The organism is Curtobacterium sp. PhB128, assembly GCF_004340725.1.
GTDB lineage: Bacteria > Actinomycetota > Actinomycetes > Actinomycetales > Microbacteriaceae > Curtobacterium.
In genome coordinates this window covers 24,820-39,810 of record NZ_SLUR01000008.1, presented here as the reverse complement: position 1 = coordinate 39,810, position 14,991 = coordinate 24,820, and the positions used below count along the sequence as shown (strand labels likewise).

Below are 14,991 nucleotides of genomic sequence, written 5' to 3'. Positions count from 1 at the left end.
CGTTCATCGTCGACGTGACGACGATGCCGGAGGAGGTCGATGCGCCGTGGAACTGGTCATGCTGCTGGTGGCCGTCGGCGTCTCGATCGCCACGACGGTCGTCGTGCTCCGGCGCACGCGGGATGCGGGATGGGTCCGGGACGCTCAGCTGTCGATGAACGCGAGTCCGGGCTGGACGGTGGTCTCGCTGGTGTTCCACGGGCTCGGAGCCGCAGCGGGGTTCGTCATCGGTGCGGTCTTCATCAGTGGCGGCCACCCGGCGGCCGGATGGGTGTTCCTGTGCTTCGGCGGGATGCTCGGTGTGCTCGTCGGAGTACAGATCTGGGTCGCACGACGGCCGTTCCCACCGCGCCCACCGATCGACGGCCCCGGTCGCTGAACGCGGGACGCGGTCGCTCAGCGCGCGAACGTCCCCGACACTAGAGGGGACAGCACCCGAGCCCGGCCGTGCTCGAGTGCCCGCCCTCACCAGCAAGGAACGCACCAGATGCCCGAACTCCCCGTCGTGTTCGAAGTCGGCTCGCTGATCGCGATCGTCGCGATCCTGCTCGCCGACCTGCTCATCGTCGCGCGCCGGCCGCACGTGCCGACGCTGCGCGAGTCGGCGACGTGGGTGGGCGTCTACGTGGGGCTCGCGCTGGTCTTCGCGGTCCTGATGCTCGTGTTCGCGGGCGGCGACTCGGCGGGTGAGTTCCTGGCCGGTTGGCTCACCGAGTACAGCCTGAGCATCGACAACCTGTTCGTCTTCGTCATCATCATGGCGCGGTTCTCGGTGCCGAAGAAGATCCAGCAAGAGGTGCTGATGCTCGGCATCATCATCGCGCTCGTGCTGCGCGGCATCTTCATCCTCGTCGGCGCCCAGCTCATCGAGAACTTCTCGTGGATCTTCTACATCTTCGGCGCCTGGCTGATCTGGACGGCGATCCAGCAGCTCCGCGGCGAGGACGATGACGACGACCAGAAGGACAGCTTCATCGTCCGGCTGCTCCGCCGTCGCGTGCGCCTCACCGACACGTTCGACGGCATGAAGTTCCGGACCACCCACGACGGCGTGCGGCACTTCACCCCGTTGCTGATCGTGCTGATCGCCATCGGCACCACCGACCTGCTGTTCGCACTCGACTCGATCCCGGCGATCTTCGGCATCACCGAGAGCCCGTTCATCGTGTTCACCGCGAACGTCTTCGCCCTGATGGGTCTGCGGCAGCTGTACTTCCTGCTCGGCGGCCTGCTCGAGCGGCTCGTCTACCTGAAGTACGGGATCGCGGTGATCCTCGCGTTCATCGGTGTGAAGCTCGTCCTGCACGCACTGCACGACAACGAGCTGCCGTTCCTGAACGGCGGCGAGCACATCGAGTGGGCGCCGGAGATCAACACGTGGGTCTCCTTGATCGTGATCATCGCCGCGATGGCGCTGTCGACCCTGGCCAGCGTCGTGCGGATGCGCCACGACGGCGTGGAGGCGAAGGACGAAGAACCCGCTCGCACCTCGGACTGACGGAAGGCGCTCTGAGCGGCAGCAGGCCGGGCGCTGGAGCGTCCACCAGCTGCCCGTGCCAAGGTCGACGGGTGCACAACAACGACACCGTCGTGATCGCCGGCTGCGGCGACCTCGGGACCGAAGCCGGCCTCCGCTTCGCGCAGCAGGGACACCACGTGATCGGCCTCCGACGCCGCGCCGAACTGGTCCCGGCCCCGATCACCGGCCGCAGCGCCGACCTGCGGCACGAGGTCCCCGAGATCCCCGCCGACACCTCCGTCGTCGTCGTGGCCTTCGCCGCGGGCAGCCGTGACGTCGACGAGTACCGCGCCACCTACGTCGACGGCCTGCGGAACGTGCTCGATGGCATCGACGCCTCGGACGCCGATCCACGCCTGCTCGTGGTGTCGTCGACCGCGGTGTACGACGTCGACGACGGCAGCGAGGTGACCGAGGACACCCCGGCGCACGGTGCGACCCCGACCGCCGAGGTCCTGGTCGAGGCCGAGGCACTGCTGCGCGACCGTGCTCCCGACGCCGTGCTCGTGCGGCTGTCCGGTGTCTACGGTCCGGGTCGTGAGCGTCTGATCGACCAGGTCCGCTCCGGTTCGGCCCGGTTGGCTCCGGGTGCCTCGCCGCACACGAACCGGATCCACCGCGACGACGCCGCCGCCGCGCTCGTGCACCTGGCGACCGTGGAGGACCCGGCGCCGACGTACCTCGGCACCGACGACGAACCGAGCCGCCTCGACGACGTGCTGCGGTTCCTGGCCGACGAGCTCGGCGTTCCCGAGCCCGTCACCGGTGACGGCGGTGCCCGGCAGTCCGGTGGTGACAAGCGCTTGTCGAACGCGCTGCTCCGGTCCACCGGCTGGGCGCCGCAGTACCCGACGTTCCGCGAGGGCTACCGCGCCGTGCTGGCCGGCGAGGGCGTCCGTCACCCCTGACCCGGCGCGACACCGGTTCTCCGACACGACACCACGTGATCACCTGGTGTCGTGTCGCGAAACAGGTGCGGACGAAAGCGAGCAGCGCGCGACCGCTCAGTGCCCGCGGTGGTCCTGGATCGTGAGCCGCGGCCCGAACGACGGCTTCCGGAACCCCGAGCCGCCGATCAGCCGCACGACCCGCTCCCGGTGCCCCCGCCACGGCTCGAGCAGCTCGAGCATCCCGTCGTCGTCGACCGGTCCCCCGGTCAGCGCCCACCCGACCAGCGCGGGGACGTGGAAGTCCCCGACGCTCGGCGAATCGGGGTCGCCGTGGGAGCGCTGCGCGGTCTCGGCAGCCGTCCACTTCCCGATGCCGGGGATCGACTGGAGCCGCGCTGACACGACCGAACCGCCGCGACCGAGCGTCAGCGTCCGTTCGAGCGCCGGAGCCACACGCACCGCGCGCATCACCGTCGCCGACCGTCCGGGCTCGATGCCGGCCCTGTGCCACTCCCAGCTCGGGATCCGCGCCCACTCGTCGGCCGTCGGCGGCACGATGAGACCGTCCGGCGCGGGACCCGGCGCGGGCGTGCCGTACCGGCGGAGCAGGTACCGCCACGCGCCCCACGCCTGCCGCGAGGTCACCTTCTGCTCCATGATCGCCGGCACGAGCATCGCGACGACGGTGTTCGTCCGGAGCAGCCGGAGTCCGGGCTGCCGGTGTCGGGCGGCAGCGAGGAACGCGTGCCCGGAGACGTCGAACCCGTCCCAGTCGTCGCCGCGACCGAGCAGCTCCGGCGCGTGCTCGACCGCCCACGCAGCGCCGTCGCCCCAGGCCGAGACCGCGATGGTGACGCCAGCCGGCCGGATCGCCACGGCAGCGGGGCCGGTGGGCGTCCGCAGGGCGAGCCACACGACCGACCCGACCACCTTGTAGGCGGGGTCGGCGGAGCCGCGCTGCAGGGGCCGCAGGGTCGACGTGACGTTCACCGGGCCTCCCGGTCGGTACACGGTGTCGACGCGAGACGCATCGACGGACGCACCAGGAGCACCAGACGCGTCGCCGGACGCACCGGCGGACGCATCGCCGGACGCGTCGCCGGACGACGAGGTGGAGTCGAGCAGGGTCACACCGGGATGGTAATGCGCAACCACCGTCAGTCATGATGGTCGCAGTCCCCCACGACCCCCACCCGCACCACCCGACGACGGAGTTCCCATGCGCATCGGCATCCTCACCTCCGGAGGCGACTGCCCCGGTCTGAACGCGGTCATCCGCGCGATCGTCCTCAAGGGCATCGCCATCCACGGCCACGAGTTCGTCGGGTTCCGGGACGGCTGGCGCGGCGTCGTCGACGGCGACATCGTCCCGCTCGGCCGCAAGGACATCCAGGGCATCGCGAAGCAGGGCGGCACGATCCTCGGCACCAGCCGCACGAACCCCTTCGAGGGCCCGAACGGCGGCGTCGAGAACATCTCGAAGACCCTGGACCGCCACGGCATCGACGCCATCGTCGCGATCGGCGGCGAGGGTACGCTCGCCGCGGCGAAGCGCCTGACCGACGCCGGGCTGAAGATCGTCGGCGTCCCGAAGACGGTCGACAACGACCTGGGCGCCACCGACTACACGTTCGGCTTCGACACCGCCGTCGCGATCGCGACGGAAGCGATGGACCGCCTCCGCACCACCGGCGAGTCGCACTCCCGCTGCATGGTCGCCGAGGTCATGGGCCGGCACGTCGGCTGGATCGCCCTCCACTCCGGCATGGCCGCGGGCGCGCACGCGATCCTGATCCCGGAGCAGAAGACGAGCATGGAGCAGATCGCGAAGTGGGTGCGTGCCGCCTACGACCGCGGGCGTGCACCGCTCGTCGTGGTGGCCGAGGGCTTCGTCCCCGACCACGAGGACAACGCGCACACCGAGCGCGGGCTCGACGCCTTCGGGCGTCCGCGGCTCGGTGGCATCGGCGAGCGCCTCGCGCCGCTCATCGAGGAGATGACGGGTATCGAGACGCGTGCCACGACCCTCGGGCACATCCAGCGCGGCGGAACGCCGACCGCGTACGACCGGGTGCTGTCGACGCGGCTTGGCCTGGCGGCCATCGACTCGGTGGTCGAGGAACGATGGGGCCGGATGGTCGCCCTGAAGGGCACCGACATCGTGCACGTCTCGTTCGACGAGGCGCTCGGCGAGTTGAAGACCGTGCCGCAGGCGCGCTTCGACGAGGCCGCCATCATGTTCGGATGAGCGCTCGCTGCACGCGTACCTGGCCGTTTCGGGCGTACCTGGTCGTTTTTTCCGGCCCGGTACGCCCGGTTCCGCCAGGGATCGCACGCGTTCTGGGAAAGAACGGACCGCTGGCCGGGAGGCCCGGGGTAGCGTCCGGCGCATGACCCGCGCCGTAGTCGTGTCCAGTTCAGCCCCGCCCACCGTCGCCGACGTCGACCTGCCCGATCCGACCGAGGGCGAAGCCCTCGTCGACGTCACGTACTCGAGCGTCAACTACAAGGACGGCCTCGCCCTCGCCAGGAACCCCGGCGTCGCGCGGGTCGACCCGCTCGTGCCCGGCATCGACGTCGTCGGGACCGTGTCGGCGCTCGGACCGGGTGTGCACGACGTTTCGATCGGCGACCGCATCGTGCTGAACGGTGCCGGGCTCGGTGAGACCCGGCACGGTGGCTGGGCGCAGCACGCCGTGGTGCCGTCCGGTTCCCTCGTGGTCCTGCCCGAGGCGATCGAGGACTCGTTCGCGGCGGCGATCGGCACGGCGGGGTTCACGGCGATGCTCAGCGTGCTCGCGCTCGAACGGTTCGTCGAGCCCGGTGCCGGGCCGGTGCTCGTCACGGGTGCGTCCGGCGGGGTGGGGACGGTGGCGATCGCCCTGCTCGCCGCGCGCGGGTACGAGGTGACCGCGTCGACCGGACGGAGCACCAACGAGGCCTCGCTCCGACGCCTCGGCGCGACCGAGGTCGTGGACCGGGGTGCCCTGTCCGAGCCCGGCAAGCCGATGCAGCGTGCCGCGTGGGCCGGCGCCGTGGACAGCGTCGGCGGGGCCACCCTGGCGAACGTGCTGGCCGGCACCCGGTGGGGTGGAGCCGTCACGGCGTGCGGGCTCGCGCAGGACTCCGCGCTGCCGACGACGGTGCTGCCGTTCATCCTGCGTGCGGTGTCGCTGCTCGGCATCAACTCGGTGGACGCCCCGTCGGAACTGCGGCACCGAGCGTGGGAGCGGTTGGCGACCGACCTCGACCCGGCGCTGCTGGCGGGTGTCACCCGGACCGTCACCCCGGAGCAGGCGATCGAGATCGGCGCCGAGGTGGTCGCCGGTCGGGTGCACGGACGCACGGTGGTCGACGTGCGTGGCTGATGTTCTGGGATGCTGTTATTCCGCAAACGATTGCATATTGACACGTTAGGGTTTGGATACCAAACGTCCGTGATACGAGGAGTCCGTCATGCCGGTACCCAAGTCGACCGTCGAGAACTCGCCGCGCAAGCTGCTCCGCGACGTGGTCCTCGAGAAGATGTTGGCCGCGATCCAGGACGGCACGCTGCAGGCCGGCGAACGGCTCAACGACGACGAACTGGTCCAGTGGCTCGGCGTCAGTCGCACGCCCATCCGTGAGGCGATCGCCAAGCTCGTCGACTACGGCTTGGTCGAGATGGAGGCGAACCGGTACACCCGGGTCGCGTCGCCCACCGCCAAGCAGTTCGACGACACCATCCAGGTGCTCGCCGGCGTCACGGAGCTCGCCGCCCGCTGGGCCGTCCCGAAGCTCGACGACGCAGCGGCCACACGCCTCGTCGACACGCTGGAAGCCCTGCGCACTGCCGCCGAGCAGGAGCGCGCCGGCGACGTCTCGACGCAGGTCGGCGCGGTCGTCACCCAGTTGATCGGTGCGGCGGACAACGACCTGCTTGTCCAGCTGTCGACCTCGCTGCTGCCCCGCGCGAACTTCCTCGCCCTGACCCACCAGAGCGGCATGTTCTGGGACGTCAAGCACTTCGTCGACCCGCTCCGTGCGGCGATCTCGAAGCGAGACGGCGAAGCAGCGGCCGCGGTGATCCGTTCGCTCAGCAGCACCGTCGAGGAGCACACCGTGCAGGCCCGCGCGTTCGTCGCCGAGGGCGGCGCGCTGGCCGACGGCACCGAACGGCGCTGACGTCGGCCACGATGGAGTCGTGACCGACACCGACCAGTTCCGCGCCGCGGGCGCCCAGTTCCGCGCCGACGACGTCCTGCTCCGTGCCGAGGGCGTCCGTGTGACGCGCTCCGGCCGCGACCTGCTGCACGACGTCGACCTGACGGTCCGGCGGGGCGAGCACTGGGCGCTCCTCGGGCCGAACGGCGCCGGCAAGTCGACGCTGCTCGCGGTGCTCGGCGCGACGGGCCACCCCACCGCCGGCACGGTCGAGGTGCTCGGCCGACGCCTCGGACGCGTCGACGTCCGCGAGCTGCGTGAGCACATCGGCCACGTCGACCCGCGGCACCGGATGCTCTCCCCGCTCACCGTGCTCGAGACGGTGCTGACGGGCCTGACCGGCACCACCGACCTCATGATGCGGTGGGAGCCCACGGCCGCGCAGGTCGCACTGGCCGAGCAGCACATCGCCGACGTCGGGCTCGCCGCACGACGCGACGCACGCTGGCCCGTGCTGTCCCAGGGCGAACGCGGACGGACCCTCATCGCCCGGGCGCTGATGTCCGAGCCGCAGTTGCTGCTGCTCGACGAACCAGCGACCGGGCTCGACGTCGCCGCGCGCGAGCACCTGCTCGAGACCGTCGACGCGCTGCGGCACCGACACCCCGAGCTCGGCAGCGTCATGGTCACGCACCACCTCGAGGACCTGCCGGTGTCGACCTCGCACGCGATGCTGCTCCGTGACGGTGCCGTGGTGGCACAGGGCACGGCGGACGAGGTCATCACGTCGTCGGCGGTGTCGCACGCGTTCGACTTCCCGCTCGCGATCCTGCGCTCCGAGGGGCGCTGGGCAGCTCGCCGTTCCGCCTGACGCGTCGCGTGGGCCGGACAGGCGCGTTGCGGCGCTCCGGCCTGTGCTTGGATGGTTGCTCAGGTGTCCGCGGCCCGCTTCGGGGAGGGACCCGATGCCGGACGACGGTGTCAGGCCGCGCACCGCAACGAGGGGGAACACCATGACGACCACGCCGCCGCCCTACCCGGGGTCCGAGCCGCAGCCGAACGCCGGCCCACAGCAGCCCGGTCCGCAGCAGCCGGGCCAGCAGCCCTGGGCGCAGCAGCAGCCCGGCCAGCAGCCGTACGCGCAGCCCGCTCCCGCCGGCGCTCCGTACGCCCCGCCGCCCAAGCAGTCCCGTGGCAAGCGCGTCCTGATCTCGCTGCTCGGCGTCGTCGTCGCCGTGGTCGTCGCGTTCCTGGTCCGCCAGGCGCTCACCGCCGCGTTCAGCGACTCGACGGAGGAGAAGGTCTCGAAGGCCGTCGTGCAGATCCGCGAGCAGAGCGACCTGCCGAAGCAGGTCGACTCCGTGACGTCGTGGACGGGCGTCGAGGCCGAGGGCAACGCGATCCACTACGACTACACGGTGTCGTCCAGCGTCGACCCGGCGTCGATCACCGAGAGCGCCATCCGCGACTCGGTCGGCCCGACGCTCTGCTCGAACAGCGACACCAAGGACCTCCTCGACGAGGGCGTCGACATGCGGTACACCTACGCGTTCGACGGCACCTCGAAGACGCTCGACACGACCTTCACCAAGGCCGACTGCTCCTGACCCGTCGAGGGTGGGGCGGTGCTGTCCCCTGTCCCGCCCTCGTCGGTCCGGTCGGTACGCGGTTGTGCGTGGTGCGGTGTGCACCGTACCTGGTGCGACGTGCTGGGCTGCGATGTGCACGGCTCTCGCCATGGCGCTGCCCACTGCGCCGACAGGTGACCGGGTTGCCCGCCGGTCGTCGGGTCCGTACCCGCCCCGGTCCGTCTACCGACGCACCGCCCGCTGCTCAGTCGACCAGGGTGACCTCCCAGTTGGTGCGCTGGACGACCGCGTCGAGTTCGCGGATCTCCTTCGCCAGGGCGTCGGCCCGCGACCGGAGCTCGGCGGTCGGCAGCGCGGCGAACGTGCGGAGTTCACTGCGGAGCTGTCGGTAACCGCCGTTCGTGCCGGCCGTGGCGTCCGCCGCTCCGGTGACGAGCGCGTGCCGCAGCCGGAGGGCATCGCGTCGGGCGAGCAGTGCGGTGACGGTCTGTCCGGACGCCACGGTGGTGCTGGCGTTCGTCGCGTTGATGCGGGCGAGCAGGACCTCGAGCGCGTCGATCGACCGTTCGGCCTCGGCGAGGAGCTCGCGGGCGTCCTCGTCGGGCTCCTCGCCCTCTTGGTAGCGGGCGTTCGCGGCGATGCGGCCGCGCAGTTGTTCGATGCGCTTCTGCAGGTCGGCGCGCTCGATCAGGGCCTCGGCGAGTTGCATGCGGCCAGTCAACCAGCCGAGGCTCCGGCACGGAGCACCGACCCCTATCCCGCCGCGGCGGCTCCTGCCTACGCCGCCGCGGCGGCCGCTGCCTTCGCCGCGGCGGGCAGGGCGTCGAGGATCCGTCCGACGGCCCGGTCGTCGTGGGCGGCCGTGACGAACCACGCCTCGAACACGCTCGGCGGCAGGGTCACCCCGGCGTCGAGCATCGCGTGGAAGAACGGGGCGTACCGGAACACGTCCTGTGCCCGCACGTCGTCGTAGTTCCGCGGTGCGGTGTCCGTGAAGGCGAACGAGAACAGGTTGCCGGCGCGCTGCACGGTGTGGGCGACGCCCTCGGCCGACAGTGCGTCCGACGTGGCCGCGGAGATGACCGACGCCGTGCGGTTCAGCGACTCGTACACCGACGGCGTCGCGGCTCGGAGCGTGGCGATGCCGGCGGCGACCGCGAGCGGGTTGCCGGACAGGGTGCCCGCTTGGTACACGGGGCCGAGCGGGGCGAGGAAGTCCATGACCTCGCGTCGGCCGCCGAGCGCGGCGAGGGGCATGCCGCCACCGATGACCTTGCCGAACGTGATCAGGTCCGGCTTCCACCCGGCGCCGTCGGGGACGACCTTCGACGCCTCGAGGCCCCACCAGCCGGCCGACCCGACGCGGAACCCGGTCAGGACCTCGTCGACGATGAGCAGCGCCCCGTGCGCCTGCACGATCTGCGCGAGCGCACGGTTGAACCCGCGCTCGGGGGCGAGCACGCCCATGTTCGCCGCGGCGGCCTCGACGATGACGCCGGCGATGCGCTCGGAGTGCTCGTCGAACGCGCGGCGGACGGCGTCGAGGTCGTTGTACGGCAGCACCAGGGTCTGCGCCGCGGTCTCCTCGGTGATGCCCGCGCTGCCCGGCAGGGCCAGGGTGGCGACACCCGAACCGGCCTCGGCGAGCAGGGAGTCGGAGTGCCCGTGGTAGTGCCCGGCGAACTTCACGAGCAGGTCGCGGCCGGTGTAGCCGCGGGCCAACCGGATCGCCGTCATCGTGGCCTCGGTGCCGGTGGAGACCATGCGGAGCTTCTCGATGGGGCCGTCACCGTCGACCGACACCCGCTGCTTCACGAGCTCGGCGAGCTCGGTCTCGCCCGGGGTCGAGGCGCCGAAGGACAGTCCGCGCGCGGCGGCCTGCTGCACGGCCTCGACGGTGCCGGCGTGTGCGTGTCCGAGGATCGCGGGCCCCCACGACGCCACGAGGTCGACGTACTCGCGTCCCTCGGCGTCGGTGACGTACGCGCCCTTCGCCGACACCAGGAAGCGCGGGGTGCCGCCCACCGATCCGTAGGCACGGACGGGCGAGTTCACGCCGCCGGGGATCGCGTTCTTGGCGCGGCCGAACAGCTGGTCGTTCGTGGTCATTCGGGGGCCTTCCCGGTCGAGGCGATGCCGGCGACAGCGGCGGTGGTGCCGGAGGTGCGGAGACCGGCCTCCTGGTTGAGCTTCCGCGCGATGTCGACGGCGAAGTAGGTCAGGATCGCGTCGGCGCCGGCACGCTTGATGCCGATGAGCGACTCCATCGCGGCGGCGTCACGGTCGATCCAGCCGTTCTGCGCGGCTGCCGTGATCATCGCGTACTCGCCGGAGATCTGGTAGGCCCAGACCGGCACGGGCGACGTCGCAGCGGTCTCGGCGAGCACGTCGAGGTAGCTCATCGCCGGCTTCACCATGACGACGTCGGCACCCTCGTCGACGTCGAGCGCGACCTCGCGCAGCCCCTGACGACCGTTGGCGGCGTCGATCTGGTAGGTCCGCCGGTCGCCGACGAGCGACGACGACACGGCCTCGCGGAAGGGGCCGTAGAAGGCGGAGGCGTACTTGGCCGCGTAGGCCAGCAGCGCGGTGCCGGTGTGCCCGGCGACGTCGAGCGCGTCACGCGCGGCGGCGATCTGGCCGTCCATCATGCCGCTCAGGCACACCAGTTCGGCGCCAGCCTCGGCCTGCGCGACGGCCATGTCGCGGTACCGCAGCAGGGTCGCGTCGTTGTCGACGGAGCCGTCCGCCGCCAGGACGCCGCAGTGGCCGTGGTCGGTGAACTCGTCGAGGCACAGGTCGGACTGCACGACCAGGTCGTCACCGACCTCTTCCTTCGCCACGCGGATGGCCACGTTGAGGATGCCGTCGGGGTCGGTCGCGCCGGAACCGGTGGCGTCCTTCGTGGTCGGGACGCCGAACAGGTTCACGCCGCCGATCCCGACCTCCGCGGCCTCGACGAGTGCGCGACGGAACGAGTCGAGCGAGTGCTGCTGCACGCCCGGCATGCTCGAGATGTCGACGGCGTCGGTGGCGCCTTCGCGGATGAACATCGGCAACACGAGCTCGGCGGGGTGCAGCCGGGTCTCGGCGACGAGCCGTCGCATCGCGGGGGTGGCGCGGAGTCGACGGGGGCGGACCTGGGGGAAACGGCCGGTCACGGGTGGCCTTCCTGTTCGGGGGCGGTGGGGTTCAGGGCCTCGACGACGGCGTCGAGCAGGGCTTCTGCGGACCGGGTGGGTCCGACGACGTGGACCGGCAGTCCGGCCGCGCGCGCGTCGGCGGCGGTTCCGGGGCCGATGCAGGCCACGAGGGTGCGGGGGTCGAGCGGGGTCATCCGGAGGGCGATCTCGCGGGCGACGCTGCCGCTCGTCACGAGCACCGCGTCGGGCACCGCGTCGAGGGTGATCGGCTCGTCGCCGGTCCCCACGGTACGGTACGCGACCACGTCGTCCACGTCGATGCCGCGGGCCCGCAGTCCGTCGACGAGGGTCGGCGCGGCGATCTCGGAGCGCGGGAAGAGCACGGTGCCGTCGGTGTCCGGCAGCGCGTCGACGAGGGCAGCGGCCGAGGCCTGCTCCGGCACGAGGTCGACGACCCAGCCCGCAGCACGCGCGGCACGGGCGGTCGGCTCACCGACCGCCGCAACGCGGACACCGGACAGGAGGCCCGCCACGCGTTCTGCGAGCACCGTCACGGCCGTCGCACTGGTCACCACCACCCACGCGTACCCGGCCACGCGGGCGACGGCACGGTCGAGCGGGCCGCTGTCGAGCGGCGGCTCGGTCGTGATGAGCGGGACGACCCGCGGGTCGAGCCCGCGCTGCCGAGCCGCCGTCGCGACGCGCTCGCCCCACGCGCCACCCCGGGGGATGACTACGACGGGAGCGGGCGTGTCCGTGACGGGCTCTACTTCACCGAGTCGGTGAGGTCCGCCAGGTCGCCGGCACCGTTCTCGAGCAGCTCGGCGGCCACGCGGCCACCGACCTCGAGTGCTTCGGCGAGACGGTCCTGCGCGGATCCCTCGAGCACCGCCGCGTGCGACGCCGTGCGGTACTCGGCGCCGTCGGGGCTGTAGACGGTGGCGGAGACGAGCAGGAGCTCGGCGTCCACGACCGCGGTCGCACCGATCGGGGCGGAACAGCCGGCCTCGAGCTTCGCCAGGACCTCGCGCTCGGCCGACACCGTCAGGCGGGTCGGGGCGTGCTCGATCTTGCGCAGCGCGGCGAGCAGGTTCGTGTCGGTCTCAGCAGCACGGGTCTCGATCGCCAGCGCGCCCTGCCCCGGAGCACTCGGCCAGAAACCGAGGTCGAGCAGTTCGGTGGCGGCCGACAGGCGGTCGATGCGGGTGAGCCCGGCGGCGGCGAGCACGACGGCGTCGAGGTCGTCGTCGACGCGACCGAGCCGGGTGTCGATGTTGCCGCGGATGTCGATGACGTCCAGGTCGGGGCGCTTCGCCTTGAGCTGCGCGACGCGACGCGGTGAGCCCGTGCCGACCTTCGCCCCCTCGGGCAGGCTCTCGACGGTCGCGCCGTTCCGCGCCACGAGGACGTCGCGGGCGTCGGCACGCTTCGGCACGGCCGCGATCGTCAGGCCCGGGTACGGCGCGGTCGGCAGGTCCTTGAGCGAGTGCACCAGGACGTCGACCTCGCCGGCGACCAGGGCTTCACGCAGGGCGCTGGCGAACACACCCGTGCCCCCCAGCGACGCGAGCGAGGCGCGGTTCGTGTCGCCCTCGCTCGTGACGGTGACGAGCTCGACCGGGCGACCGGACGCCGCTGCCAGGCGGTCGGCGACGTCCTGCGACTGCGCGACCGCGAGCCGGCTGGCGCGGGTGCCCAGCCGGATCGGGGTCGGTGCGTCGGTCACGGAGCGACGCCAGCGGCGGCGGGCTTGAAGCCGGCGCGGACGTTCTCGCAGCAACCCGGGCGGCAGACGTCGTACCAGGGGCCGATGTCGGTCAGGTGCGGACGCTCGCTGGTGGGGGTGCCGTTGACGCGCTCGAGCACCAGGTCGACGAGACCGGAGACGTAGGCCGGGTCGACACCGGGGGTCTGCGTGCGGACCGACCAGAAGCCGAGCTCCTGCGCGGTCTCGGTGGCTTCCTCGTCGAGGTCCCACATGACCTCCATGTGGTCGCTCACGAAACCGAGCGGGACGATGAGCACGGCGCGGGTCGAGCCGCCCTTGAGCTCCTCGTTCATGTAGTCGTTGATGTCGGGCTCGAGCCACGGCTGCGTCGGGGGGCCGGAGCGCGACTGGTAGACGAGCTTCCACGCGGGCTTGGACGTGCCCTGCAGGTGCGCGTGCTCGGGCTGCTCGAGCAGCTCCGCCCATGCCTGGTCGAGGACGACCTGCGCGACGGCGAGGTGCTGGGCCTCGTAGGCGCCGTGCTCGTCGAAGCCGCGGTAGTCCGGGCCGGACTTCGCAGCGTCGGTCGACGGGATCGAGTGGGTCGAGAACAGCACGTGCAGCTCGGTCGCGACGTCGAGGCCGTCGTTCTCGGCGATGGCCTTCGCCATGCCGTCACGGACGCCGTCGACGAACGGGCGGACGAAGCCGGGGTGGTCGAAGAACTGCCGGATCTTGTCGATCTCGATGGTGCCGAGCAGACCGGTCTCGTCGAGCACGCGCGCGTAGTCCTCGCGGTACTGGCGGCAGCTCGAGAACGACGAGTAGGCGCTCGTGGCGATCGCGATGAGCTTGTTGTAGCCCTTGTCGGCGGCCTCGGTGAAGGCGCCTTCCAGGTAGGGCTCCCAGTTGCGGTTGCCCCAGAGCACCGGCATGTCGATGCCGCGCGAGGCCAACTCGGCCTCGAGCGCCGCCTTCAACGCGCGGTTCTGCGCGTTGATCGGGCTCACGCCGCCGAAGTGCCGGTAGTGGTGCGCGACCTCTTCGAGCCGCTCGTCGGGGATGCCGCGGCCGCGGGTGACGTTGCGCAGGAAGGGGATGACGTCGTCCTGGCCCTCGGGGCCACCGAAGCCGGCGAGCAGGATCGCGTCGTACGCGGTCGGGACCTCGACGTGCTCCGGGCCGGAAGCGGCCGCGGGGGTGGCGGCGAGGACGGGCTGACCGTTCGTGATCAGGCTGGTGTCGGTCATGACAGCACCTCCGGGAGTTCGGCGGTCGTCACGCGACGACCCGTGAAGAAGGGGACCTCTTCGCGCACGTGCAGACGGGCCTCGGTGGCACGCAGGTCGCGCATGAGGTCGACGAGGTCGACGAGCTCGGGGCTCTCGAGCGGCAGGATCCACTCGTAGTCGCTCAGGGCGAAGGTGGCGATGGTGTTCGTCAGGACGCGGCGGTACTTGGCGCCGGCGATCCCGTGGTCGCGCAGCATCTTCGAGCGCTCGTCCTCGGGCAGCAGGTACCACTCGAAGGAACGGACGAAGGGGTACACCGTGATCCACGCCTCGGGGTCCTTGCCACGCAGGAACGCGGGCGTGTGCCGCTTGTTGAACTCGGCTTCGCGGTGCATCGCCATGACGTGCCACACCGGCTCGGTGTCCTGGAACAGCCCGGTGCGGCGGATCTCGCGCAGCACGGCCTGGATGACCTGCGCGTCGTCGCCGTGCAGCCAGATCATGACGTCGGCGTCGGCACGGAAGCCGGAGACGTCGTAGAAGCCACGGACGGTCACCCCGCGCTCAGCGGCGGACGCGACCACGGCGTCGAGCTCGGCCACGGCGTCGTCACCGACGCGGTGGACCGGGCCGAGCGGCCTGCGGAACACGGCCCAGAGGGCGTACGCCGTCATGAGGTTGGGATCGATCCCCGTCGCGGGGTCGGTCTCGTGCGGAGAGGTGTGCGCGGTTGCAGGAGCGGGCGCGTCGGAACTCATGGGTCCTTG

The 14,991-nt window shown here is 71.7% G+C and carries 16 protein-coding genes; 8 read left to right on the top strand and 8 right to left on the bottom strand.

Features of this window, described 5'->3' with window-relative positions:
- Positions 1–46: 46 nt before the first annotated feature.
- The 3 genes from EDF23_RS14075 to EDF23_RS14065 all read left to right on the top strand — a co-directional run bounded on the left by EDF23_RS14075 (position 47) and on the right by EDF23_RS14065 (position 2,427).
- The gene (locus EDF23_RS14075) at positions 47–379 is read left to right on the top strand and encodes a hypothetical protein (RefSeq protein ID WP_131921992.1); all 333 of its coding nucleotides are present in this window, start codon (positions 47–49) and stop codon (positions 377–379) included.
- Positions 380–487: 108 nt separating this feature from the next.
- Positions 488–1,498 carry a TerC family protein gene (locus tag EDF23_RS14070; protein ID WP_131921991.1) on the top strand — a complete coding sequence of 337 codons (1,011 nt, stop codon included), beginning with the start codon at positions 488–490 and terminating at the stop codon, positions 1,496–1,498.
- A gap of 71 nt (positions 1,499–1,569) precedes the next feature.
- Positions 1,570–2,427: an NAD-dependent epimerase/dehydratase family protein gene (locus EDF23_RS14065; RefSeq protein ID WP_131921990.1), complete on the top strand. Its 858-nt coding sequence runs from the start codon at positions 1,570–1,572 to the stop codon at positions 2,425–2,427.
- Between the two features lie 96 nt (positions 2,428–2,523).
- Here EDF23_RS14065 and EDF23_RS14060 read toward each other — a convergent pair whose 3' ends face one another.
- Positions 2,524–3,540 (bottom strand): DNA-3-methyladenine glycosylase 2 family protein, encoded by a 1,017-nt coding sequence (locus EDF23_RS14060; protein WP_243648930.1) that lies wholly within the window; start codon positions 3,538–3,540, stop codon positions 2,524–2,526.
- 88 nt (positions 3,541–3,628) lie between these two features.
- Between EDF23_RS14060 and EDF23_RS14055 the strand changes: the two genes are divergently transcribed.
- From EDF23_RS14055 to EDF23_RS14035, 5 genes are all read left to right on the top strand, one after another.
- Positions 3,629–4,657 carry a 6-phosphofructokinase gene (locus tag EDF23_RS14055; RefSeq protein WP_111083779.1) on the top strand — a complete coding sequence of 343 codons (1,029 nt, stop codon included), beginning with the start codon at positions 3,629–3,631 and terminating at the stop codon, positions 4,655–4,657.
- Between the two features lie 142 nt (positions 4,658–4,799).
- Positions 4,800–5,777, top strand: coding sequence for an MDR family oxidoreductase (locus tag EDF23_RS14050; protein ID WP_131880885.1), 978 nt, complete (start codon positions 4,800–4,802; stop codon positions 5,775–5,777).
- Positions 5,778–5,865: 88 nt separating this feature from the next.
- The gene (locus tag EDF23_RS14045; protein ID WP_123294516.1) at positions 5,866–6,573 is read left to right on the top strand and encodes a GntR family transcriptional regulator; all 708 of its coding nucleotides are present in this window, start codon (positions 5,866–5,868) and stop codon (positions 6,571–6,573) included.
- A gap of 19 nt (positions 6,574–6,592) precedes the next feature.
- Positions 6,593–7,423: an ATP-binding cassette domain-containing protein gene (locus EDF23_RS14040; RefSeq protein ID WP_243648929.1), complete on the top strand. Its 831-nt coding sequence runs from the start codon at positions 6,593–6,595 to the stop codon at positions 7,421–7,423.
- 142 nt (positions 7,424–7,565) lie between these two features.
- The gene (locus EDF23_RS14035; RefSeq protein WP_131921989.1) at positions 7,566–8,159 is read left to right on the top strand and encodes a hypothetical protein; all 594 of its coding nucleotides are present in this window, start codon (positions 7,566–7,568) and stop codon (positions 8,157–8,159) included.
- Positions 8,160–8,385: 226 nt separating this feature from the next.
- Here the strand turns inward: EDF23_RS14035 and EDF23_RS14030 are convergent, their stop codons facing one another.
- The 7 genes from EDF23_RS14030 to hemQ form a co-directional block, all read right to left on the bottom strand.
- Positions 8,386–8,850, bottom strand: coding sequence for a DIP1984 family protein (locus EDF23_RS14030; protein ID WP_123339224.1), 465 nt, complete (start codon positions 8,848–8,850; stop codon positions 8,386–8,388).
- A 68-nt stretch (positions 8,851–8,918) separates the two neighbouring features.
- Positions 8,919–10,250: a glutamate-1-semialdehyde 2,1-aminomutase gene (gene hemL, locus EDF23_RS14025; RefSeq protein ID WP_131921988.1), complete on the bottom strand. Its 1,332-nt coding sequence runs from the start codon at positions 10,248–10,250 to the stop codon at positions 8,919–8,921.
- A complete protein-coding gene (gene hemB, locus EDF23_RS14020; protein ID WP_279388204.1) occupies positions 10,247–11,302 on the bottom strand; it encodes a porphobilinogen synthase in 1,056 nt (351 codons plus the stop codon). The genes hemL and hemB overlap by 4 nt, the downstream gene beginning before the upstream one ends.
- The gene (locus EDF23_RS14015; protein ID WP_279388210.1) at positions 11,299–12,015 is read right to left on the bottom strand and encodes a uroporphyrinogen-III synthase; all 717 of its coding nucleotides are present in this window, start codon (positions 12,013–12,015) and stop codon (positions 11,299–11,301) included. The genes hemB and EDF23_RS14015 overlap by 4 nt, the downstream gene beginning before the upstream one ends.
- A gap of 35 nt (positions 12,016–12,050) precedes the next feature.
- Positions 12,051–13,010 carry a hydroxymethylbilane synthase gene (gene hemC, locus EDF23_RS14010; protein ID WP_131880877.1) on the bottom strand — a complete coding sequence of 320 codons (960 nt, stop codon included), beginning with the start codon at positions 13,008–13,010 and terminating at the stop codon, positions 12,051–12,053.
- A complete protein-coding gene (locus tag EDF23_RS14005; protein ID WP_123294509.1) occupies positions 13,007–14,242 on the bottom strand; it encodes a ferrochelatase in 1,236 nt (411 codons plus the stop codon). Before EDF23_RS14005 ends, hemC begins: the two co-directional genes overlap by 4 nt.
- Positions 14,239–14,982 carry a hydrogen peroxide-dependent heme synthase gene (hemQ, locus tag EDF23_RS14000; protein ID WP_228505515.1) on the bottom strand — a complete coding sequence of 248 codons (744 nt, stop codon included), beginning with the start codon at positions 14,980–14,982 and terminating at the stop codon, positions 14,239–14,241. The genes EDF23_RS14005 and hemQ overlap by 4 nt, the downstream gene beginning before the upstream one ends.
- Between the last annotated feature and the right edge of the window lie 9 nt (positions 14,983–14,991).